This window comes from Pseudomonas sp. GB2N2 (assembly GCF_054897705.1).
The window spans coordinates 1,223,854-1,245,777 of the sequence record NZ_CM142701.1 but is presented as its reverse complement, the minus strand read 5'-3'; the positions used below and the strand labels follow the sequence as shown (position 1 = coordinate 1,245,777).

At 59.2% G+C, this 21,924-nt stretch carries 22 protein-coding genes and 1 pseudogene; 14 read left to right on the top strand and 9 right to left on the bottom strand.

Annotated elements, in window-relative coordinates; all coding sequences use genetic code 11:
* The first annotated feature begins 20 nt into the window (after positions 1 to 20).
* From ACYZT4_RS05755 to ACYZT4_RS05745, 3 genes are read left to right on the top strand one after another with little or no spacing between them, the layout of a single operon-like run.
* Positions 21 to 701 carry a C39 family peptidase gene (locus ACYZT4_RS05755; protein WP_461985976.1) on the top strand — a complete coding sequence of 227 codons (681 nt, stop codon included), beginning with the start codon at positions 21 to 23 and terminating at the stop codon, positions 699 to 701.
* A gap of 34 nt (positions 702 to 735) precedes the next feature.
* Positions 736 to 1,518, top strand: coding sequence for a hypothetical protein (locus ACYZT4_RS05750; protein WP_461985974.1), 783 nt, complete (start codon positions 736 to 738; stop codon positions 1,516 to 1,518).
* Between the two features lie 46 nt (positions 1,519 to 1,564).
* Positions 1,565 to 2,845, top strand: a complete 1,281-nt coding sequence (locus ACYZT4_RS05745; RefSeq protein ID WP_461985972.1) for a hypothetical protein — start codon at positions 1,565 to 1,567, stop codon at positions 2,843 to 2,845.
* 59 nt (positions 2,846 to 2,904) lie between these two features.
* On the opposite strand, the gene ACYZT4_RS05740 is transcribed toward ACYZT4_RS05745, so the two are convergent.
* On the bottom strand, positions 2,905 to 4,230 hold the full coding sequence (locus tag ACYZT4_RS05740) for a sigma-54 dependent transcriptional regulator (RefSeq protein WP_461985970.1): 1,326 nt from the start codon (positions 4,228 to 4,230) through the stop codon (positions 2,905 to 2,907).
* Positions 4,231 to 4,573: 343 nt separating this feature from the next.
* On the opposite strand from ACYZT4_RS05740, the gene ACYZT4_RS05735 reads away from it, so the two are divergent.
* The 3 genes from ACYZT4_RS05735 (at position 4,574) to nhaB (ending at position 7,992) form a co-directional block, all read left to right on the top strand.
* Positions 4,574 to 4,840, top strand: a complete 267-nt coding sequence (locus tag ACYZT4_RS05735; RefSeq protein ID WP_461985968.1) for a hypothetical protein — start codon at positions 4,574 to 4,576, stop codon at positions 4,838 to 4,840.
* 281 nt (positions 4,841 to 5,121) lie between these two features.
* Complete coding sequence (locus ACYZT4_RS05730; protein WP_461985966.1) at positions 5,122 to 6,411, top strand: hypothetical protein; 1,290 nt, start codon at positions 5,122 to 5,124, stop codon at positions 6,409 to 6,411.
* A gap of 78 nt (positions 6,412 to 6,489) precedes the next feature.
* Positions 6,490 to 7,992 (top strand): sodium/proton antiporter NhaB, encoded by a 1,503-nt coding sequence (gene nhaB, locus ACYZT4_RS05725; RefSeq protein WP_461985964.1) that lies wholly within the window; start codon positions 6,490 to 6,492, stop codon positions 7,990 to 7,992.
* 26 nt (positions 7,993 to 8,018) lie between these two features.
* On the opposite strand, the gene ACYZT4_RS05720 is transcribed toward nhaB, so the two are convergent.
* The 3 genes from ACYZT4_RS05720 to gnd are packed head-to-tail and all read right to left on the bottom strand — an operon-like array spanning position 8,019 to position 11,337.
* A complete protein-coding gene (locus ACYZT4_RS05720) occupies positions 8,019 to 8,840 on the bottom strand; it encodes an HAD family hydrolase (RefSeq protein ID WP_461985962.1) in 822 nt (273 codons plus the stop codon).
* Positions 8,837 to 10,360: a glucose-6-phosphate dehydrogenase gene (gene zwf / locus ACYZT4_RS05715; protein ID WP_461985960.1), complete on the bottom strand. Its 1,524-nt coding sequence runs from the start codon at positions 10,358 to 10,360 to the stop codon at positions 8,837 to 8,839. The genes ACYZT4_RS05720 and zwf overlap by 4 nt, the downstream gene beginning before the upstream one ends.
* Positions 10,357 to 11,337: a phosphogluconate dehydrogenase (NAD(+)-dependent, decarboxylating) gene (gene gnd, locus ACYZT4_RS05710; protein ID WP_461985959.1), complete on the bottom strand. Its 981-nt coding sequence runs from the start codon at positions 11,335 to 11,337 to the stop codon at positions 10,357 to 10,359. Before gnd ends, zwf begins: the two co-directional genes overlap by 4 nt.
* Before the next feature lie 302 nt (positions 11,338 to 11,639).
* Here gnd and ACYZT4_RS05705 point away from each other — a divergent pair, with 302 nt between their 5' ends.
* The 3 genes from ACYZT4_RS05705 (at position 11,640) to ACYZT4_RS05695 (ending at position 14,118) form a co-directional block, all read left to right on the top strand.
* A complete protein-coding gene (locus ACYZT4_RS05705) occupies positions 11,640 to 11,822 on the top strand; it encodes a DUF6026 family protein (RefSeq protein WP_461985957.1) in 183 nt (60 codons plus the stop codon).
* Between the two features lie 199 nt (positions 11,823 to 12,021).
* Entirely contained in the window at positions 12,022 to 13,761 is a 1,740-nt protein-coding gene (locus ACYZT4_RS05700) for a phosphoethanolamine transferase CptA (RefSeq protein ID WP_461985955.1), read from the top strand.
* A 156-nt stretch (positions 13,762 to 13,917) separates the two neighbouring features.
* Positions 13,918 to 14,118, top strand: a complete 201-nt coding sequence (locus ACYZT4_RS05695; RefSeq protein ID WP_461985954.1) for a hypothetical protein — start codon at positions 13,918 to 13,920, stop codon at positions 14,116 to 14,118.
* A gap of 135 nt (positions 14,119 to 14,253) precedes the next feature.
* On the opposite strand, the gene ACYZT4_RS05690 is transcribed toward ACYZT4_RS05695, so the two are convergent.
* Entirely contained in the window at positions 14,254 to 14,745 is a 492-nt protein-coding gene (locus ACYZT4_RS05690) for a GNAT family N-acetyltransferase (protein WP_461985952.1), read from the bottom strand.
* Between the two features lie 84 nt (positions 14,746 to 14,829).
* The gene (gene zapE / locus ACYZT4_RS05685; RefSeq protein WP_461985950.1) at positions 14,830 to 15,948 is read right to left on the bottom strand and encodes a cell division protein ZapE; all 1,119 of its coding nucleotides are present in this window, start codon (positions 15,946 to 15,948) and stop codon (positions 14,830 to 14,832) included.
* Between the two features lie 143 nt (positions 15,949 to 16,091).
* On the opposite strand from zapE, the gene ACYZT4_RS05680 reads away from it, so the two are divergent.
* A complete protein-coding gene (locus ACYZT4_RS05680; protein ID WP_461985948.1) occupies positions 16,092 to 17,144 on the top strand; it encodes an aldo/keto reductase in 1,053 nt (350 codons plus the stop codon).
* 98 nt (positions 17,145 to 17,242) lie between these two features.
* Here the strand turns inward: ACYZT4_RS05680 and speB are convergent, their stop codons facing one another.
* Together speB and ACYZT4_RS05670 are read right to left on the bottom strand one after the other, a co-directional pair.
* Complete coding sequence (gene speB, locus ACYZT4_RS05675; RefSeq protein ID WP_461985947.1) at positions 17,243 to 18,202, bottom strand: agmatinase; 960 nt, start codon at positions 18,200 to 18,202, stop codon at positions 17,243 to 17,245.
* Between the two features lie 33 nt (positions 18,203 to 18,235).
* Positions 18,236 to 19,327 (bottom strand): polyamine ABC transporter substrate-binding protein, encoded by a 1,092-nt coding sequence (locus tag ACYZT4_RS05670; protein WP_461985945.1) that lies wholly within the window; start codon positions 19,325 to 19,327, stop codon positions 18,236 to 18,238.
* Between the two features lie 101 nt (positions 19,328 to 19,428).
* Between ACYZT4_RS05670 and ACYZT4_RS05665 the strand changes: the two genes are divergently transcribed.
* From ACYZT4_RS05665 to ACYZT4_RS05655, 3 genes and pseudogenes are all read left to right on the top strand, one after another.
* Positions 19,429 to 20,328: a LysR family transcriptional regulator gene (locus ACYZT4_RS05665; protein WP_461985943.1), complete on the top strand. Its 900-nt coding sequence runs from the start codon at positions 19,429 to 19,431 to the stop codon at positions 20,326 to 20,328.
* 81 nt (positions 20,329 to 20,409) lie between these two features.
* Positions 20,410 to 20,574, top strand: a pseudogene (locus ACYZT4_RS05660) (xanthine permease XanP); the annotation flags it as partial.
* Between the two features lie 12 nt (positions 20,575 to 20,586).
* Positions 20,587 to 21,060 carry an LEA/WHy family protein gene (locus ACYZT4_RS05655; protein WP_461985941.1) on the top strand — a complete coding sequence of 158 codons (474 nt, stop codon included), beginning with the start codon at positions 20,587 to 20,589 and terminating at the stop codon, positions 21,058 to 21,060.
* A 114-nt stretch (positions 21,061 to 21,174) separates the two neighbouring features.
* Here ACYZT4_RS05655 and ACYZT4_RS05650 read toward each other — a convergent pair whose 3' ends face one another.
* Positions 21,175 to 21,426 (bottom strand): hypothetical protein, encoded by a 252-nt coding sequence (locus ACYZT4_RS05650; protein WP_461985939.1) that lies wholly within the window; start codon positions 21,424 to 21,426, stop codon positions 21,175 to 21,177.
* A 165-nt stretch (positions 21,427 to 21,591) separates the two neighbouring features.
* Here ACYZT4_RS05650 and ACYZT4_RS05645 point away from each other — a divergent pair, with 165 nt between their 5' ends.
* Complete coding sequence (locus ACYZT4_RS05645) at positions 21,592 to 21,909, top strand: ElaB/YgaM/YqjD family protein (protein WP_461985937.1); 318 nt, start codon at positions 21,592 to 21,594, stop codon at positions 21,907 to 21,909.
* Positions 21,910 to 21,924: the final 15 nt, after the last annotated feature.

Below are 21,924 nucleotides of genomic sequence, written 5' to 3'. Positions count from 1 at the left end.
CCACCAGAAGGCATCCCACCATGCGCATGATCGCTTTGGCATTTCTGCTTTGCGTAGCCAGCGTGAGCGAGGCTGCACAAATGCCGCTTTCCGTCCTGCCGGGCGGTGCAGTGGTTTACAAGCCGATCCAGAGCCTACGTGAGCGTAAATTCGCCGACCTGGTGCAGCAGAAAACCGACTTCAGTTGCGGCGCAGCGGCGCTGGCAACTATTTTGCGTCAGGCCTATTGGCTGGACGTGAATGAAGAACAGATCATCGAGGGCATGCTGGCTCACTCGGACCAAAACCTCGTCCGGACCCAGGGCTTTTCCATGCTCGACATGAAGCGTTATGTGGAAAGTATCGGCATGCGAGCCCGTGGCTATCGGGTCGCGCCGGAAACGCTGAATGACATCAAGATTCCGGTTGTTGTGCTCATGGATATCCGCGGCTACAAGCATTTTGTGGTCATGCAGAAAGTCGATAAGGGCTGGGTCTATATCGGAGATCCGGTACTCGGTCACAAACGCTACAAAGTCGAAGACTTCGTCAAAGGCTGGAACGGCATCATCTTTGCCATCATCGGCCAGGGCTACGACAAAACCAATGCGTTGATCGACCCGCCTCTGCCACTGACCGCCAAGAGCCGCATCAACAACTTCACACCTGTGCAGGACGCAGAGCTGATGGATTTCGGATTCATTCGAAGCGACTTCTTCTAATAACAAAAGGAGCACGACGCTCCGGGAGCATTCAATGAAGACTTCAACCTGGCTGGCCCTGGTTTGCCTGACCGCCAGCCTGCCGACCCAGGCAGAGATATTCAAACCCATTGAACTGAGGGATTCGGAGTTGGCGACCCTGCGCGGACGCTATGTCATGCCGGGGAGGATCGTCAGTTTCGGCATTGTCATGACCAGCACCTGGCAAAACGCCAAGGGTGATGTGATCGGGGCCACGTCCTCGATGCAGGTTCAGCAGTCGACCATCAAGCCACAGTTCTATGTGTCGTTGATCGACCAATCGGGCGCAAGCTCAACCATCAAGCAAGGTGCCAGCTCCCAGCAAGCAACTCAGCAAGTCGCCCAGCAAGGTACCGGCGTCGTCTCCGGCGGCAACGGTCTGAACAGCACCGAAGGCGTCACTCAAGTCGTGCGTGCGGCTGGCGACAACAACACTGCCTATAACAACGTCGATATCAATGTCGCCAAGGGCAATGAGGCTCCGACAGTTCAGCCACAGGGCCAGGCACTGGTCGACGGCTCAACGGTTGTCGGCGCCAATGGCGCGGGCTCGATGAGCGTTTCCTCGACCGGAGCTGGCGTGCAACTCAACGTCCTCGCCAATAATAACCAGGGCAGCTCGGTACAGCGCCTGGCCCAGGGCGGACTGATGCAGAACACGACATTGCTGGGTGCCGGCAATCAGGTGCGCAACCTCACATCACTCAATGTGGTGCTGCGTGACAACGTGCCGACAGCCGGGGCGCTGAGTGGCAACCTGGACCAACTTAAAGGCATTCGCGCTCTCGGATTCTGATCTACGCTCAGTCTCATCAGATGTTGTCAGAAGGGACGGCTAACCCATGCACCGATCTACAACGTTCAAAGTAATCGTTTGTTTGAGTAGTCTGGCTCCGGCCTCTTTGCTTTACGCGGCACCGGACCCCCAGGTCGAAGCACTAAAACAAGAACTCATGGAGCTAAAAACGCGTTACGAAGCACAACAGAACGCGCTGATGGTACTTGAGCAGCGCGTTCGCCAAGTCGAAGAAGCACCTGCGAGCCCCGCGCCCAAGCGCCTGACCAAATCCCCTGCCGAAGCCCCCAAGGGTGGTCAGACGGTGGCCGGGGCTGCGGCGGGAGCCAGCGGCAGTTCTTATGGCCAATCGCTCAAAGATGATTCCGAGCCGGCGCAAAGCGTTTCCAATCTGTATGACGAAGCCAGCGGATTCTTCGGTGGTGGCAAGTTCAGTGTCGAAACCGGCCTGACTTACACGCACTACGATACCCGGGCATTAACGCTCAATGGCTTTCTGGCACTGGACTCGATTTTTCTCGGCAATATCAACCTCGACCGCATCAAGGCCGACAACTGGACCCTGGACCTGACCGCGCGCTACAACGTGGCACAGCGCTGGCAGTTCGACATCAACGTGCCGATTGTTTACCGCGAATCGACGTATTCCTCCGGTGGCGCCGGTGGCGGCGCTTCGGTAACGTCTGATGCAACCGTGACCCGTGATCCCACCATCGGCGATGTCAACGTTGGCGTTGCTTACAAGTTTCTGGATGAATCGGCCAACCTGCCCGACGCCGTCGTCACCCTGCGCGTCAAGGCACCCACCGGCAAAGACCCTTACGGTATCAAGCTGGTCGAAGACCCGAACAACAGCAGCCTCGCGGTCCCCGAGGACTTGCCTACCGGTAACGGTATCTGGTCGATCACTCCGGGCCTCTCGCTGGTCAAGACCTTCGACCCCGCCGTGCTGTTTGGCACCCTGGCCTACACCTACAACGTGCAGGATTCTTTCAGCGACATCGACCCTCGGGTAGGCACCAAGGTCAAAGGCGACGTGAAACTGGGCGATTCATGGCAGGTCGGCGCCGGCATTGCATTCGCCTTGAACGAGAAGATGAGTATGTCGTTCTCGTTCACCGATCAGTTCGCCCGCAAGAGCAAGATCAGGCCTGACGGCGGCGATTGGCAGTCAATCTCCAACAGCGATTACAACGCGGCCAACTTCAACATCGGTATGACCCTGGCAGCCTCCGACAACCTGACGATTGTTCCCAACCTGGCCATCGGCCTCACCGACGACGCGCCAGATTTTTCCTTCAGCCTGAAATTCCCTTACTACTTCTGATCCACGCACAAAAGCCCCGCTGCGATTTGATCGAAGCGGGGCTTTTCATTGCTTGAAGATCAACGGATCTGATGTTTGTGCAACAACCGGTAGAAGGTTGGCCGGGAAATGCCCAGCACTTTGGCGGCGTTGCTCAAGTTATCGCTGTGACGGTTCAGCACATCGCACAACGCCTGGCGCTCTGCCCGATGCTTGTAGTCTTCGAGCGTGCCCATTGGCGCGGCGACGGCCTGATGGCTGATCAGCCCCAGGTCCCGCGCTTCGATCTGCCGGCCCTCGGCCAGGACCAGGCCGCGCCGTACCCGGTTCGCCAGCTCGCGAACATTGCCCGGCCAGTCATGCTTGCCCATGGCAATCAAGGCGTCTTCACTGAAGCTGCGCGGACGGCGGCCGGTTTCGTGGCTGTAGAAATGGGAAAAGTGGTTGGCCAGCATCGACAGATCCCCATTGCGTTCACGCAGGGGCGCGGTCGAAACCTGCAAGACGTTCAGGCGGTAATACAAATCTTCGCGAAAGCGTTTTTTCTCGATCGCAGCCTCGAGATCGACGTGGGTCGCGGCCAGCACCCGCACATCCACGGGAATCGGCTGGCTGCCGCCCACCCGCTCGATGTGCTTCTCCTGAAGAAAACGCAGCAGGTTCGCCTGCAGTTCCAAGGGTAGATCACCGATCTCGTCGAGAAACAGTGTGCCGCCGTGAGCCGCCTCGATCCGTCCGACCTTGCGTTGATGGGCGCCAGTAAAGGCACCCTTCTCGTGGCCGAACAGCTCGGACTGGATCAGGTGCTCGGGGATCGCGCCGCAATTGATCGCAACGAAAGGTTTGCTGTGGCGCAAGGATTGCCGATGCAGCGTTCGAGCCACCAGTTCTTTGCCGGTGCCGCTTTCGCCGCGAATCAACACTGGCGACTCGGTGGGCGCCAGTTTGCTCAACAGCTTGCGCAGTTCGCGGATCGGCTTGCTGTCGCCCAGCAGTTCATGTTCGGGCTGATCGATGTGCAGCGTGCCCTGCCCGCGCAGGCGCGCCATGCCGAAGGCCCGACCCAGTGTGACCTGAACCCTGGAGACATCGAACGGCAAGGTGTGAAAATCGAAAAACCACTCGCAGACAAAGTCCCCGGCGTTCTGTAGTCGCAGGACTTCCTGGTTCAGAACGGCGATCCACTCGGTCCCGCTACGGCTGATCACCTCTTTGACGGCATCCGGGTGCTCGAGATGCCAGGGCTGTAAACGCAGCAAACCCACATCACAGTTGCGGTCTGCGGCGTTCTCCAATGAACAGCTATCAACGTCCCAACCTACCGAGCGCAGTCCCGGCAACAGGCGATAGCAGTCGTCGCAGGGGTCAACCACTAATAGACGGCGTAATGCAGGCGCTTCGCTCATGACTGTTCCTTGGCGCCAAATTTTAAGAAATATTATCAAAAACAGTAATTTGGCAGACCTGGCTGTAACGTTAGCAATAATTTGACGCGTGCTTGTACCGTTTGACTATAGCCGTTGCACTCAAGCAGTTATAAGACGCCAGTTTGATAGTTAACTATCGATCCGAATCTTTCATTCAGCTTTCAGAAACCGTCAGAACCCTGAACGAGCAAAAGAATATTGAAATTTCTTTTAATTGTATGTGACCCACCCCGGGGTTGCGGGCATCAGTACAAGTAACCAGCCGAACGGTAAGCCCAACCGACGGCACATCACTTGATTGGGCATACAGAGAGAAGACCCCATGACCGCCCCGCTCCGTATCAACGAAGCTCTTTTGATTGCCGACCGCGCGTTCAAGCCATTTCAATGCGTGGCCTGGGCCCCACAGGACGGCAATGGCGAACTCTGCCTGAGCGTCATCGACCGTACCAATAACCGTATTGGCCGCACGCAAATTCCGAGCAGCGCTTATACCGACCCCGCGCAACTTGAGCATGTTCTGGAAGAAGCCCGCAAAGAGCTGAGCCAGGAAGGCTACACACTGCAATCGTGGTCCATGCCGCACTAAGCGTTTGCGGATTACCTCAAGGTAATCCGCAACTTCCCTTTATCGTTAGTTCGCTGGCGTTGACAGCCAGCGACACTTTCGATATTCACTTATTCGAACTTCCACCCCGCCGATTAATTGGCTGGCTTTCCAGTGGTTCGAAAAGTCATTGTTCTGGCACATAACGACCCTCCACCTGATAGCTTTGACAGTTGTGCGCACAGTCATTCAGGCGTTGAATGACTCCCCAGTCGCCACCCCTGCTTATCCTGGATCACGACGACTCGCAAGGAGATGCGTGCATGTCAATCCAGACAATTCTTGCCTCACCGGTAGCGCTTGCTGGCGCTGGCGAACTCGACGAGTCCTTTGCCGGCACCGGCAAAACCCAAGTGTATTTCGCCGGCAGCACCTCCAGCATGGCCAATGACGTCGCGATTGATCCGGCAGGCCGGTTGTTGATCGCGGCAAAAGTCGGCACCCAGGGTGGCAGTCGGCTTGGCCTTGCCCGCCTGCGCGAAGACGGCTCGGCGGATCTTGAATTCGGCCAGCAAGGCAGCGTCATCACCCAGTTCGAACGCGGCTTCGAGGCCATGGCGGGCAAAGTCCAGCTGCTTGCCGACGGCCACATTCTGGTGGCCGGCCTGCAGTATGAAAATGCCCACCGCACACTCCCCGCCCTCGCACTGTTCGATCAGCTTGGCAAACCGGTCCCCTCATTCGGCGAACACGGGCGCTGTGTCGTGCGCCTGCCGGGCAATCTTTCCCAAGGCGTACGCGACACGTGGTTGCCGCCCGGCGTACCGGGTGCCGAAGCCTGTGACGTTTATGTGCAGGACGATGGCAAGATCCTGGTGCTGGCCAATCATCATTTTGAGCTGGCGGATCACGTCGGCGTCATCATGCGGCTCAACCCGGACGGCTCCCTGGACGACACCTTCAACGGACGTGGCTTTGTGCTGGTCAGGCATTTGCTGATGAACACCTGGCTGAGCAACCTGCTGGTCCAAGGTGACGGGCGGATTCTGGTGGGTGGTTCGATCAATTTCCCGGAAGAAGGCCTGCTCGCGCGTTATCACGGCGATGGCAGCCTCGACAAAAGTTTCGCCGTGGACGGCTTCATGAGTTTCATGGCGCAGGGACGGCCTGCTCAAGTCAGCCGGATCGTTCAGCAAGATAACGGCGATTTGCAGAGTTTTGGCAGCAGCCGCGACCCGATGCACTGCATGTCACTTAAGGTCCATGGCAACGGGCGCCCGCACAATCATTGCAACGGCGGCCACCCGCAGTTACTGGACATCGGCCACAGCGGTTGCCAGTGGACCGCCGCCCAAAGCCTCGCGGACGGGCGCGTGCTGACCGTGGGCACCACGGCTGGAGGTGTCGAAGCTGATTTCATTGTGGCTCGGCATCTGCCCGGCGGGCAGCTCGACCGCAGTTTTGCCAACGGCATCGGCTGGGTCCGCACCCGCCTTAGTCGCAGCCCAAACGCTGCAACATCGGTGGCCGTGCAGGCCGATGGCAACATCGTCGTCGCAGGCCATTCGCTGGAGGGTAACTATCGGGCAATCGTCGCGCGTTATCTGGGCTAAGCGCGTCCATATTTCCTACGCTTGATCTTGCCTTCGTCTTACGGCAACTTGCGCGCTTCTTAATACAAGGAGTAGCCGATGTCCGGTTCCATGGCTCAGGCGTTCGCGAGTAATTTTCTAGGCCACTCGCCCCGCTGGTACAAGGCCAGCATCGTCGGCTTCCTGATTCTCAACGCGCTGGTGCTGTGGACCTTGGGCCCGGTAGCGGCGGGTTGGTTGCTGGTTCTGGAGTTCATTTTCACCCTGGCCATGGCGCTTAACTGCTATCCACTGGCTCCCGGCGGCTTGTTGCTGATCGAAGCGCTGTTGTTGAAGATGACCACGCCCCAGGCGCTCTACGACGAACTGCTGCACAACTTCCCGGTGATCCTGCTGCTGATGTTCATGGTGGCCGGCATCTACTTCATGAAAGACCTGCTGCTGTTTCTGTTCTCGCGCCTGCTGCTCGGGGTTCGCTCGAAGGCGATGCTGGCGCTGATGTTCTGCTTTCTCTCGGCGTTTCTCTCGGCGTTCCTCGATGCCTTGACCGTAACGGCCGTGATCATCAGCGCGGCCGTAGGATTTTATTCGGTGTATCACCGGGTCGCTTCCGGCAACGATCCACGCCAGGACAGCGAGTTCAACGATGACCGGCACCTGCCCACGCTCCACCATACCGACCTTGAGCAATTTCGCGCTTTCCTGCGCAGCCTGCTGATGCACGGCGCGGTGGGCACTGCACTGGGCGGCGTCTGCACCTTGGTCGGCGAGCCGCAGAATTTGCTGATCGGCCACGAGATGGGTTGGCACTTCGCTGAATTCTTTTTGAAGATCGCGCCGGTGTCATTGCCGGTAATGGTGGCTGGCCTGATGACGTGTGTACTGCTGGAAAAATTGCGCTGGTTCGGTTATGGCACACGGCTGCCGGACAAGGTGCGCGCCGTGCTGGCCAGCTATGCTGCCGAGGACACCGCCGAGCGCACCTCACGCCAACGCGCGGCATTGATTGTTCAGGGGCTGGCAGCGCTGATTCTGATCGCCGGGCTGGCCTTCCACATCGCCGAGGTCGGCCTGATCGGCCTGATGGTGATCGTGTTGATCACCGCCTTCACCGGCATCACTGACGAGCACCGGATCGGCAACGCGTTCAAGGATGCCATGCCATTCACGGCGCTGCTGGTGGTGTTTTTTGCGGTGGTGGCGGTGATTCACGATCAACAGCTGTTCACGCCGCTGATCCAGTGGGTGCTGGCGCTGCCGGCGGAGCAACAACCGGGCATGCTGTTTATTGCCAACGGCGTGTTGTCGGCCATCAGCGACAACGTGTTTGTCGCGACCATTTATATCACCGAGGTGAAACAGGCTTTCATTGCTGGCCATATGAGCCGTGAACACTTCGAGACCCTGGCGATTGCGATCAACACCGGGACCAACCTGCCGAGCGTGGCGACGCCCAATGGCCAGGCGGCATTTCTGTTTCTGCTGACGTCGGCGATTGCGCCACTGATTCGCCTGTCGTATGGGCGGATGGTGTGGATGGCGTTGCCGTATACGGTGGTGATGGGGGTGCTGGGCTGGTATGCCGTGAGTTTCTGGCTATAAACGCCGGATAAAAATGTGGGAGTGAACTAGCGAGGGAGGATATACCGCTCGATCGCCTGCGCCGCGCCGTCTTCGGTGTTGGCGCCGGTCACGACGTCGGCCTGGCGCTTCACCGCCTCCTCCGCCTGCCCCATGGCAATCGACAACCCGGCGCGATGGAACATCGCCGGGTCATTGCCGCCATCACCCATTGCCGCCGTCTGCTCCAGTGGCACCCCTAGGAACTCGGCGAGTGTCGCCAGCGCCGCGCCCTTGTTGGCTTGCATCGCGGTCACGTCCAGATAAATTGGCTGCGAGCGCGAGACTTGCGCCTGGCCTTCGACCTTGGGCAGCAATTGCGCCTCCAGCTCGATCAGCAATTGCGTGTTGTTGCTGGTCGCGACAATCTTGTCGATGTATTGCAGGTACGGCTCAAAACTCTCCACCACCACCGGCGGATAACCCAAGCCATGCTGCTCACGGGGAACCATCGGCCCGTTCGAGTCCTTCAGCAGCCAGTCGCCACCGCTAAACACCCACACCTCGATGTCGGCGCGGTCGGCAAACAGGGCGAGCGCGGTCAACGCGGCCGTGGCCGGCAAATAATGCGCAACCAGCAAACTGCCATCGGGATTGACGATCGTACCGCCATTAAACGCCGCCGTCGGCAGATCGACGCCCAAGGCTTCGATTTGCTGCAGCATGGCTTTCGGCGGCCGACCGGTGGCGAGGCTGAACAACACGCCCGCCTCGCGCAAAGAGCGTACGGCGTCGAGGGTGCGCTGACTCAGGCTGTGATCGGGCAGCAGCAACGTGCCGTCCATGTCACTCAGCAGAAAACGGATAGGTTGTTGCGTGGCGTCACTCATCCGAGACCGTGCCAGACGCGACCATCGCGAGTCAGCAGCTCTTCGCCAGCCTTCGGCCCGTCTTCACCCGCCGGGTAGCTCTGCACGCTCGCATCCTGCTGCCAGGCATCAAGGAACGGTTGCACGGCGCGCCAGCCGTTCTCGATGTTGTCCGCGCGCTGGAACAGCGTTTGATCGCCGGTCAGGCAATCGTAGATCAGGGTTTCGTAGCCGGTGGACGGCTGCATTTCAAAGAAATCCTTGTAGGCAAAACCCAATTCGATATTGGCCATCTTCAACGCCGGGCCAGGCCGTTTGGCCAACAGGTCGAACCACATGCCTTCGTTGGGCTGAATCTGGATCCGCAGATAGGTCGGTTGCAGCTCGTCGACCTCGGTATCGCGAAACTGTGCGTAAGGCGCCGGTTTGAAGCAGATGACAATCTCAGTGTCGCGCACGCTCATGCGCTTGCCGGTTCGCAGGTAAAACGGCACGCCGACCCAGCGCCAGTTGTCGATCATGACTTTGAGGGCCACGTAGGTTTCAGTGGTGCTGTCGGGCGAAACGTTGTTTTCCTCGCGATAGCCAGTCAATAGCTTGCCGTCGAATTCGCCGGCGACGTATTGGCCGCGCACCGAATTGGCCCGCGCCTCCTCGGTGGTCCAGGGACGAATCGCCCCCACCACTTTGGCTTTCTCGCCACGCACCGCATCCGCGCCAAAAGCGGCCGGCGGTTCCATGGCCACCATCGCCAGTAACTGGAACAGGTGATTGGGCACCATATCCCGCAGGGCGCCAGTGTGTTCATAAAAACTGCCACGGGTTTCCACGCCAACGGTTTCGGCGGCGGTGATCTGCACGTGGTCGATGTAATGGTTGTTCCAGAACGCTTCGAACAGGCTGTTGGAGAACCGGCTGATCAGAATGTTCTGCACGGTTTCCTTGCCCAGATAGTGGTCGATCCGGTAAATCTGGTTTTCCGACATCACCTTCAGCAGGCAGGCGTTCAAGGCTTCAGCGGTGTGCAGATCGGAGCCGAACGGCTTTTCGATCACCACCCTTCTGAAGGCTTCCGGATTCTCTTGCAGCAAACCGGCGGCGCCGAGACGGCGCACCACTTCGCTGAAGAAACGCGGCGCGGTGGCCAGATAGAACACCGCGTTACCGGTGCCGCTGGCGGCAATTTTTGCCGCCAGCGCCTGATAGGTGCTGTCGTCCAGGAAGTCGCCCTGGACATAGCTGATGCCTTTGGCCAGTTTGGCCCACAGTTCCGGGTCAAGGGCCTGATCACCGTTACCCACCTTGCTCGCCACTTCGGCCCGAATGAAATCTTCGAGCTTCTGCGCAAAGGCTTCATCGGTGATCGCGTTGTGGTCAACGCCGACGATCCGCAATCCATCCCCCAGCAGACCGTCGCGACTCAGGTTGTACAACGCCGGCATCAGCAAACGCTTGACCAGGTCACCATGGGCACCGAACAGGAACAGCGTGGTCGGTGGTGCGGGTTCTGCCTTGGATTTATTGCGCATCAATTGGGTCATTTTTTTGAAGTCTCCACGTGGCCGCCGAAGCCGAAACGCTGGGCCGATAAGACCTTGTCGCCAAAGGTGCCCTGCCCGCGCGAACGGTAGCGCGAGAACAGCGAGTTCGACAGCACCGGAACCGGCACCGATTGCTCCATGGCGGCTTCGATGGTCCAGCGACCTTCACCGCTGTCAGCCACCGAGCCGGAGTAACCGTCGAGTTTCGGATCGCTGGCGAGGGCGTCAGCCGTCAGGTCCAGCAGCCAAGAAGAGACCACGCTGCCACGACGCCAGACTTCGGCAATGTCAGCGACGTTCAGGTCGAAGCGCTGGTCTTCCGGCAAGTTTTCGCTGCCCTTGGTCTTGAGGATGTCGAAGCCTTCCGCGAACGCCTGCATCATTCCGTATTCAATGCCGTTGTGGATCATCTTCACGAAATGCCCCGCACCTGCCGGACCGGCGTGGATGTAGCCGTGCTCCGCGCGGTCGTCGTCGGACGTGCGATCCTTGGTGCGGGGGATGTTGCCCAGGCCAGGCGCCAGGCTTTGGAACAGCGGGTCCAGGCGTTTGACCACCTCGGCTTCGCCGCCGATCATCATGCAGTAACCGCGCTCCAGGCCCCACACGCCGCCGGAGGTGCCGACGTCGATGTAGTGCAGGCCTTTTTCCGACAAGGTCTTGGCCCGGCGGATGTCATCCTTATAGAAGGTGTTGCCGCCATCAATAATGGTATCGCCGGATTCAAGCAAGGTGCTCAGGGTGGCAATGGTGTCTTCGGTCGGGCCGCCGGCTGGCAGCATGACCCAGATCGCGCGTGGTTTGGCCAGGCCAGCCACGAGGGCCGGCAGGTCGATAACGCCCTTGGCGCCTTCAGCGGCCAGGGTGTCGACGAAGGCGGTATTGCGGTCGTAGACAACGGTGGAATGCCCGTTGAGCATCAGACGCCGCGCAATATTGCCGCCCATGCGGCCCAGTCCAATAATCCCGAGTTGCATGTGCTGATGCTCCCTACTACAAATAAAGTGTGTCAATGGTTATAGCCCAACGCGACTAATTTGGGTTAGTTGCGGATAAATGTGGGTTAGATGGGGGTTAGTCCAGAGCGCTGGCTTGAAGTTTCCGGGCATTGTGCCCGATCCTGATGGATAACGTCGGCAATCGCGCCGAAGACACAGCGACCATGAAAAATAAAAAAGTTCCCTTCCGGGGCAAAAGAAATCAAAATTGGCGCCGATAGTAAATCAGCACCGATGTCGGGGCTGATTTACAGTTGATACCGCCATTTGCGAGGTGAGCAATGGGCACAGTCCAAGCAGCACGGCCAGCACAAACCCTTTACGTCACGATCCGTCGTGATGAATTGCGCCAGTTGAAAGACGAGCGCGACCAGCTGAAGCAGGAGGTCGAGCAGTTGCGCCTGTTGACGCAAGGAATCCAGGCTCCGCCAATGCCCGTTACACTGCGCGCTCCCCACGCCTGATCCCCTCGCCTGATTCGGAAGCAGCCCTGCGCTGTTTCCGATACGCTCTGCTGATTCGTCAGCACCCGCAACTCACAAAACTTTCACACTTCCTTGTTGATAATCCGGTTCATTAATGGCCGCACGATATCCGCGCGGCACCCGTTCGTCGGCGACATTCAGTTGCGGGCGGTGAAAGTGATTCAGGCTGGAGCGCAAAATGGCTTTGTTTAAACGCAGCGGCAATTCGACTGCGAAAGGTTTTGATTGGCCAGGATTACTCTGGCTGTTCCTGTTCTTCTGGTACTTCTCCGGCATCACCCAACTACTGATCCAGTTGACCGGCACCTCCGGATTCTCCGGGTTCCGCCAGGCCTTTATCATGAGCGCCATCTGGCTGGCGCCGATGCTGCTGTTTCCCCGGCGAACCCGTGTCATGGCCGCCGTCATCGGCGTTGTGCTGTGGGCCTGCTCCATGGCCAGCCTGGGCTACTTCTTCATCTACCAGCAGGAATTTTCGCAAAGCGTCATCTTCATCATGTTCGAGTCGAACATCTCTGAAGCCGGCGAGTACATGACCCAGTATTTCGCCTGGTGGATGGTCGCGGCGTTCCTCGCCCACACCCTGTTCGCGTATTTCCTGTGGACACGCTTGCGTCCGGTGTACATGCCTCGTGGTCGTGCACTGGTGGCGGCAACGGCGATTGTGGTGGCCGTGGTCGGCTATCCGTTGATCAAACAGACCGCTCGCATGGGCAGTCTGGCCGACGGTTTCGAAAAATTCGAGACCCGCATCGAGCCAGCAGTGCCATGGCAGATGGCCGTGGCCTATCACCGTTACCTCGACACCCTGGCTGGCATGCAGGACATGCTCGACAGCGCGAGCAAGATTCCACCGCTGCACAACCTCAAGGACACGATGGCCAACCAGCCGGCCACCTTGGTGCTGGTGATCGGTGAGTCCACCAACCGTCAGCGCATGAGCCTCTACGGCTACCCGCGTGAAACCACGCCGGAACTGGACAAGCTCAAGGATCAGATGGCGGTTTTCGATAACGTCATTACTCCGCGCCCCTACACCATCGAGGCGTTGCAGCAAGTACTGACGTTTGCCGACGAAGAAAACCCGGACCTGTACCTGTCGACGCCATCGCTGGTCAGCATGATGAAACAGGCCGGTTATAAAACCTTCTGGATTACCAACCAGCAGACCATGACCAAGCGCAACACCATGCTCACCACATTTTCCGAGCAGGCCGACGAGCAGGTGTACCTGAACAACAACCGCAACCAGAACGCAGCGCAATACGACGGCGATGTGATCGAACCGTTCAACAAGGCCCTGACCGACGCTGCGCCGCGCAAGTTGATCGTCGTGCATTTGCTCGGCACGCACATGAGCTACCAGTACCGCTACCCGTCGACCTTCGACAAGTTCCAGGACCGCAAGGGCGTTCCGGACGGTGTGAGTGACGCTCAACTGCCTACATACAACAGCTACGACAACGCGGTGCTGTACAACGACTTCGTGGTCTCGAGCCTGATCAAGGATTACGCCAAGTCCGATCCGAACGGCTTTCTGTTGTATCTTTCCGACCACGGCGAAGACGTCTTCGACTCTGCCGGCCACAACACCCTGGGCCGCAACGAAGCCAAGCCGACCGCGCCGATGTACACCATTCCGTTCATGGCATGGGCTTCGCCGAAATGGCGCGACAGCCATAACTGGAGCTTTGCCGGGGACCTGGGGCGGCCGTACAGCAGCTCGCAGTTGATCCATACCTGGGCCGATCTGGCGGGATTGAGTTTCGATGAACTGGATCGCAGCAAGAGCCTGGTCAGCGACAGCTTCAAGCCACGTCCGCTGCTGATCGGCAACCCTTATGAACGCGAGCAAAAGGCGCTGATCGACTTCAGTCTGATCAAACCCAAAGTGAAGCCGGACGTGGTACAGCAGTAATCCTTCCAGGGGCCTTTTCAGGCCCCTTTTCTTGCTCACAGATTGGGAATGGAACCCGAGGCGCGGTAACCCCATTTAACGGAATCGGCAGATAATGCCCTCGCGACATTGCTTGATGGATGGAAGGCACCCGATAACCGTTATGGGAGGCGAACCATGAAACCTACACCGTTGATCATTGCGGGCCTGATGACATTCGTTTCGGCCAGCGCATTTGCCGAAGGTGGCGCAGAACGCATGCGCTATTACTACGAAAGCCTGCGGCTCAGCCAACAGGAGAATCACCGCCAGCACACCGCCGAGGTCCGGGTTCCGGACGATCAGACGGCGCAGTTGACGGAGCAGTACAAACGCTGATGGGCTGATGCCTATCCATTGTAGGAACGAGCCTGCTCGCGATGGACGTCAACGAAAACGCGTGTTTCCTGTTTAAACGCAGAGGCTTGAAGTCCATCGCGAGCAGGCTCGCTCCTACCGTTTTTCCTGCGACGCCTACAGCGCTTTGGTCCAGAACAGCATCCGCCCATGCGCCGGATCGAACATGCCAGCAGCGAAACCGAATTTGGTATAGGACGACTGGGCCACGTCATTCCCTTCCAGCACTTCCAGGGTGATTTTGCAGCAACCCCGCTGACGGGCGATTTCCTCGACCTTTTGCAGCATCTTCTGGCTCAGGCCCAACCCGCGAAACGCCTTCATCACCACGACGTCATGCACATTGACCAACGGCCGACAGGCAAACGTTGAAAAGCCTTCGAAACAATTGACCAGCCCGGCTGGCTCGCCGCCGACAAACGCCAGCACGCTGAACGCATGGGGACGCTTGGCGAGTTCTCCTGGCAGGTGCTGCAGCACCTCTGCCGGCAGAGTATGACCGCCACCCATCGGGTCCTCGGCGTAATGACTCAACACCACACGCAATGCCTCGGCATGCACCAGGTTGGTGTAGCTGGCCTGAAGTACCAGTATTTCTGCGGATTCCATTTCCATCCTCGATCACACGGGAAAAAAGCACCGCGACCCTATCGCGAACGGAGGGAATGGCGCAACGCAAGATCAAACCGTCAGTCAAATCTCGGCGAAGCGTTGCAGCTGCATTTCCTGTAACCGGCTGAGGGTGCGGCGGAACGGGAACTCCAGATAGCCCTCGGTGTACAGCGACTCCATCGGCACCTGCGCCTCAAGGTACAACGGCACTTTGCGGTCATAGCACTCGTCCACCAGCGCGATGAAACGCCGCACGCCGTCGTCATGCACCGACAGTTGTGGCAACTCGCGATCGCCCGCAACCACCCGTTCGACACCATCTTCGGTGCCACGAGCGATGCGCCCTGTGCGGGTTTGCGCGCTGAGGTTGGGAACGTCACTCAACAGAATAGCCTTGTAGGTGTCGCACAGGGTCATGAAGTCCATGGCGGCGAAAGGCTGTTCGCAGAGGTCGGCGTAACGGCACCAGAGCACGGTTTCACTCGCCTGCACGACATTCAGAGAACGGTAACCGACCTTGACCGGTTCGCTGGAGACCGACTGTCCTGCGGCCAATGCCTTGAACACGGCGTCCAGCGCCCCGGGCTGCCCGGACTCGGCGATCCAATAGCGTTGCAAGCCCACACCCGGATGCAGGCGATGATCTTCGCCGCCGTCCACCGCAATCACCTGCATGTGCCGCTTGATCGCCTCGATGGCCGGGACGAAACGATTACGGTTGAAGCCATCGGCGTAGAGCATGTCGGGCGGCTGATTGGAGGTGCAGACCACCACCACGCCCTCGTCGAACATCACCTGAAACAAGCGCCCGAGAATAATCGCGTCGCCGATATCGTTGACGAACAGTTCGTCGAAACAGAGTACGCGGACTTCTTCGCTCAACTCCCACGCCAGTGCTTTCAGCGGGTCGGCAGTACCGGTCAACTGAAACGACCGCTGGTGCACCCAGCCCATGAAGTGATGAAAGTGCTGGCGCCGGGCCGGGACCTGCAAGCCTTGGTAGAACTGGTCCATCAACCAGGTCTTGCCCCGCCCGACCGGTCCCCACAGATAAACGCCTGTGACTGGCGTGCGCCCTTCATGAAGCGCCTCGAAGCATTTTTGCAGCGCCCAGACAGCGTGTTCCTGAGCCTCGTCCTGGACGAAGCCTTTCTGTTCGATGGCGCGTTGCCAGGCGCTTAATGGCGAGTCTGCATTCATGCGTGGCAGTATGCCATCGCCCGGTTGTCAGCGCTTTCGTCCCCCATAAAAAAGCATCTTGACGAAATACATGTTTTGGATCATTTTTAATACATGTTTATCGAAATTTAAAACTACAACACCGTTTCTTCAGGAGTCATCCCATGCATTACAAAGTGTTCGGCCGAAAAACCGGCTTGCGTGTCTCTGAACTGGCGCTGGGCGCCGGTAACTTTGGCACGGGTTGGGGCCATGGCGCCGAACGCGACGAGGCCAAGCGCATCTTCGACGGTTACCTGGAGGCCGGTGGCAATTTCATCGACACCGCCAACGGTTATCAGGGTGGCCAGTCGGAAGGCATGCTCAGCGAGTTCATTGCCACCGAGCGCGATCGCCTGGTTATCGCCACCAAATACACCTTGGGGACTACGCCGGCTGCGGGCATTTCCCACACCGGCAACAACCGCAAGAACATGGTTCGCGCCGTGGAAGAAAGCCTGACCCGGCTCAAGACCGATCACATCGACCTGTTCTGGGCGCACATGAGCGACGGCGTCACGCCGATGGAAGAGATCCTGCGGGGTTTTGATGATCTGGTGCGTGCCGGCAAGATTCATTACGCCGGGCTGTCGAACTTCCCGGCCTGGCGCATCGCCCGGGCTGACCTGCTGGCGGAGGTTCGCGGTTTTGCGCCGATTGCCGCGATTCAGGTCGAATACAGCCTCGCAGAGCGCACGGCTGAGCGTGAACAACTGCCGATGGCTGAAGCGTTGGGCCTGGCTGCAACCTTGTGGTCGCCGCTGGGTGGCGGGTTCCTCACGGGCAAATACCGCAACACCGATGGCGACAATCGCGCAGCCAAACTCGGCATGCTGATTCACGCCGAAAAAACTGCCCGTGAAACCGCCCTCCTCGACACCTTGCTCGCGGTCGCGGCTGAGGTAAATGCCAGTCCGACCCATGTGGCCATTGCCTGGTTGCGCGAAAAAGCCAAACGTTCAACGACGGCGCTGATTCCGATTCTGGGTTCACGTACCCGTGAGCAGCTGGATGCAACGCTGGGTGCGTTGAATGTGCAGTTGAGTGTGGAGCATTTGGCGCGACTGGAGGGAGTCAGTGACGTGGCGAAGGGTGTGCCGCATGAATCGATTGCCGGTTCTGCTGCGCGGTTTAGCGGGGGCGTGACCCTGGATCAGCCGATTATTCCCGTCGCCTGAAAAAGCATCGCGGGCAAGCCCGCTCCCACAGGTTCTGTGCAAATCCTGTGGGAGCGGGCTTGCCCGTGATTGCGTCGGTGGCATCAGTGCAATTCGTGTTACTGATCGACCTTATGCTTCGCCGCATACAGACACAGCATTTCCATCGCCAATGTCGCCGCCGCCAGTGAGGTAATGTCCGCACTGTCGTAGGCCGGCGCCACTTCCACCACATCCATTCCCACCAGATTGATCCCGCGTAACCCCCCGAGGATTTCCAGCGCCTGCACCGTGCTCAGGCCACCGCACACCGGCGTTCCAGTGCCGGGAGCGAAGGCGGGGTCGAGGCAATCGATGTCGAACGTCAGATAAACCGGGTTATCGCCAACGCGCTCGCGAATTGCCTCGACGATCGAATCCACCCCACGGCGATGCACTTGCCGCGCATCCAGCACCTGAAAGCCCTGATGATCGTCATTGGTCGTGCGCAAGCCGATCTGCACCGAGCGCGACGGGTCCACCAGCCCTTCCTTGGCCGCGTGCCAGAACATCGTGCCGTGATCGACGCGCTTGCCCTCCTCGTCCGGCCAGGTGTCGCTGTGCGCATCGAAGTGGATCAGCGACAGCGCGCCATGTTTGCGCGCGTGGGCCTTGAGTAGCGGGTAGCTGACGAAGTGATCGCCGCCGAACGTGAGCATCGCGCAACCGGCGTTCAGGATGTGCTCGGCGTGGGCTTCAATGCTTTCCGGCACCGACTGCGGGGAGCCGTAGTCAAAGTCGCAATCGCCGTAGTCGATCACCGCCAGATGGTCGAACGGGTCGAATGTCCATGGCCAGTGGCGTTCCCAGGCAATCCCGGTGGACGCGGCACGAATACCGCGGGGGCCGAAACGCGCGCCCGGACGGTTGCTGGTGGCGGTGTCGAACGGCACGCCGCTGACGGCCACGTCGACACCGCGCAGGTCGCGACTGTAACGACGACGCATGAAACTGGTGATGCCGGCGTAGGTACTTTCGGCGGCAGTTCCGTAGAGGCTGTCGCGGGTCATGGCCTGATCGTTTTGCACTGAGACGTCCATCGGGTGCTCCTTTTTATTATTTATGGGCATTGTTTACTGGCGGCTACGGAAAGTGGTCCACAGGCGGGTGCGCTGGCGCATGTCCTTGAGGCTCATGCTGCGGTCGGCATACAAGCGCTCGCGCACATCGGCGAGGGGGTAGATATCCGGGTCGGTGCGCACGGCCTCATCCACCAATGGCGTGGCGGCCTGGTTGGCTGTGGCGAAGAACAGGGTGTTGGTCAGCGCCGCAACGGACTCGGGGCGCAACATGAATTCAATAAACGCGCGGGCGGCCTCAGGGTGCGGCGCATCCTTGGGAATGGCCAGGTTGTCCTGCCACACCAGCGTGCCTTCCTTGGGAATCCGGTACGCCACTTCGTATGGCTTGCTGGCCTTGCGTGCCTGATCCGCCGCCATGCTCGCGTCACCGTTGTAGGTCAATGCCAGGCAAACGCCGCCATTCGCCAGATCGCTGATCTGCCGGCCGGTCGCGACGTACAGCACATTCGGCTGTAGCTGATGCAACAGCGCCTCGGCGGCTGTCAGGTCCGACTTGTCGGTGCTGTAGGGATCTTTACCGAGATAGTGAAGTGCCAGGCCGATCACTTCTTGCGGCGAATCGAGAATGGCAATGCCGCAGTCCTTCAGCTTGCTGGCGTATTCAGGCTTGAACAGCAAATCCAGACTGTTGAGCGGCACATCCGGCAGGCGTTGTTTGACTGCCTCGACGTTCATACCCAGGCCCAAGGTGCCCCAGGTATAAGGCACGCCATAGCGATTACCGGGGTCTGCCGCAGCGAGTTTTTCCAGCAGGTCCGGGTCGAGGTTGGCGTAACCCTTGAGGCCTTCGTGGGGGATCGCCTTCAACGCCCCCGCCGCCAGCCCGCGCGCCAGAACGCTGGACGACGGCACCACCACGTCATAACCGCTGCCGCCAGTGAGCAGCTTGGTTTCCAGGACCTCCGAGGAGTCGAACGTGTCGTAGCGCACGTGGATGCCGGTTTCCTGCTCAAATCTCTGCAGGGTTTCCGGTGCCACGTAATCGGCCCAACTGTAGAGATTGACCACTTTGTCCTCGGCATGGGCCGACACGGAGGCGGCCAGGAACAGCGCGGGTAAACACAGCTTGCAGAGGGGAACCATGACGAACACCTGACCAGAGGAAGTGGCCCCAGCATGCGTCGTCGGATACATTGGAAAAATACCAAGTCAGTTACCCTGACTTTATCCAGGAGTAATGTTTGATGCTCGGCCAGCTTCACGATGTGGATCTGCAATTGCTGCGTCTGTTCGTCAGCGTGGTGGAATGCGGCGGTTTCAGCGCCGCGCAGGGCGAACTGGGCTTGAGCCAGTCGAGCATCAGCCAGCAAATGGCCCGGCTCGAAACCCGGCTCGGCTATCGGCTGTGCAGTCGCGGCAAGGGCGGATTCAAGGTCACCGCCAAAGGCGAGCAACTGCTGACCGCAACCCGAGGACTGTTTGAATCCATTGAAGCGTTCCGTCATCAATCCAATGGCGTTGCCGGTCGCCTGATCGGCGAGGTGCGCCTGGGGCTGTCCGAAGCCCTGGACCAATCAGTGCTGCAAAAGGTCGCCGAGGCGATCCGCCGTTTTCGCGAACGCGATCAGTCGGTGCGTATCGAGTTAATGAGTGCCATGCCCGGCGACATGGAGCGCTTGCTGCTACAGCAACGGCTGGACCTGGCGATCGGCTATTTCTCACAGGTGCAGAGCGCGTTCGACTACTGCGAACTGTTCAGCGAAACCCAGCATTTGTACTGCGCCCCCGGCCATCCGCTGTTTAACGACGAGGCGCCGGACGATCAAGCGTTGCAGGCCTGCGACCGGGTGGATCATCCCTATCGCTTTCTGCGCAGCGATGAGCCGTTTCAGGGCAAGTTGTGCTCAGCGCGTTCTGAACAGGTCGAAGGCACCCTGACCTTCATTCTCTCTGGCAAGCATGTCGGCTATTTGCCCAGCCACTTCGCGCGAAGCTGGGAGGACAAAGGGCTGCTCCGGGCGGTGCGGCGCAGCGACATGAGTTTCGACGTGGCGTTCCATCTGGCCCGCCACCGGGCGCAGGTGCCGGGGGATGCGCAAAAAGCCTTTGAAGAAGACTTGCTCGCAGCGTTCACCCCTCTCTGATCGTAATCCGGCTTGCTCGCCGACGGCCTGAACTTGGCTATGGCGGCGGTGTTCAACAGCATGCCGATGGTGACGTTCGCGATTACCGTGGGCGCGTTGTGCGCTATCGTGCTGAACATCTTCCTGCCCGAAGAGTTCATCGAACTGCAGCAAGACGATTTCGATCCGGAAGCGTCGATTTTCCAGGTCACGGAAAACCCGGATGTCCCGGTTAAAGGCGAACCCGCCTCGCCAACGGTTTTTTAAGAGAGTATGTCGATGCGCAGAGTCCACGCCGCTGTCCTGTCCTTGCTTTTGCTGTCGCTGAACGCCTGCGCCCTGTTTCCCAATCGCGACCCGCTGAACATCAACGTGGTCGGCTTCGAGCCGCTGCAAAGCCAGGACATGGAAGTGCGTTTCGCGGTGAAGATCCGCGTGCAGAATCCCAACGAAACGCCCATCGACTACAACGGTGTGGCCCTGGACCTGGAAGTCAACGGCCAGCCCCTCGCCTCGGGCGTCAGCGACCAGTCGGGCTCGATTGCGCGCTTTTCCGAAACGGTGTTGACGGTGCCAGTGAGCGTTTCAGCGTTCTCGGTGTTGCGCCAGACACTGGGCCTGAGCCAGACCCAAACCCTGAACAACCTGCCTTATGTGCTGCGCGGCAAACTGGCGGGGGGCCTGTTCGGCACGATGCGTTTCACCGACAGCGGCAAACTCAGTTTGCCGGGTTCAACCGCTGGCACGTGGTAATGCCCAAGGACGCTGAAGGTTTAGTGTGGGCGGGCGGGCGCACCAGCACCCAGCTTGATCCGGTGGTGTTGAAAGTCCGCGAGCGATTGTTGCGATTTTTGCGTGAAGCCGGGCTTACTTGGCCGCCATCAACCGATTGACTTCACTGCGCACCATGTTCGCGAATTCCGGCGGCGACATGCCGTCGAGTTCGGAACGGACCCATTCGGCCCATTTGCCCTTGCGCTTGGCGCGCTCGGCGAACAAGCGTGCAGCTTCGCCCTTGGATTTGCCCAGGTTGTTTTGCCAGAGCTCGAACAGGCGGGATTTCTCGTCTTCCAGCGCCGCGCGCTCGGCTAGGGGTTTGTCGGCCAGATTGAAGCTCATGGGGAATTCCCTGCTGCGTAAATTGGCGACATCTTACACTGAAGGAAGAAATGTCCTGCGCTGGATTTTTCTACAGGATGACGTTTGCGGGAAAAATCGCTGCAACTTTTTCCGTCACCGCAGACTCCATTGATCACTGTCCATTCACCTGCAAGGAGTCACCCAATGGCCCGGAAAACCGCCGCCCAAGTCGCCGAAGAACAAATCAAGGATCAGGCATTCAGCGAGCTTCAAGCGCTGATCGAAGAGTCGGAAAAGCTGCTCAAGAGCAGTGCCTCACTGGTGGGTGAGGAAGCCGACACGCTGCGCGGGCAAATCGCCCAGAAACTCAATCAGGCGCGCGAGTCGGTGACCAGCGTCCGTGACCGCACCCTGCCCGCCGTCGAAGCCACTGAAACCTATATTGGTGGCCACCCGTGGCAAACCGTGGCGATTTCCGCCGGGTTTGGCCTAGTGGTGGGGTTGCTGTTGGGTCGTCGCTAAGTCCCCCAATACCCG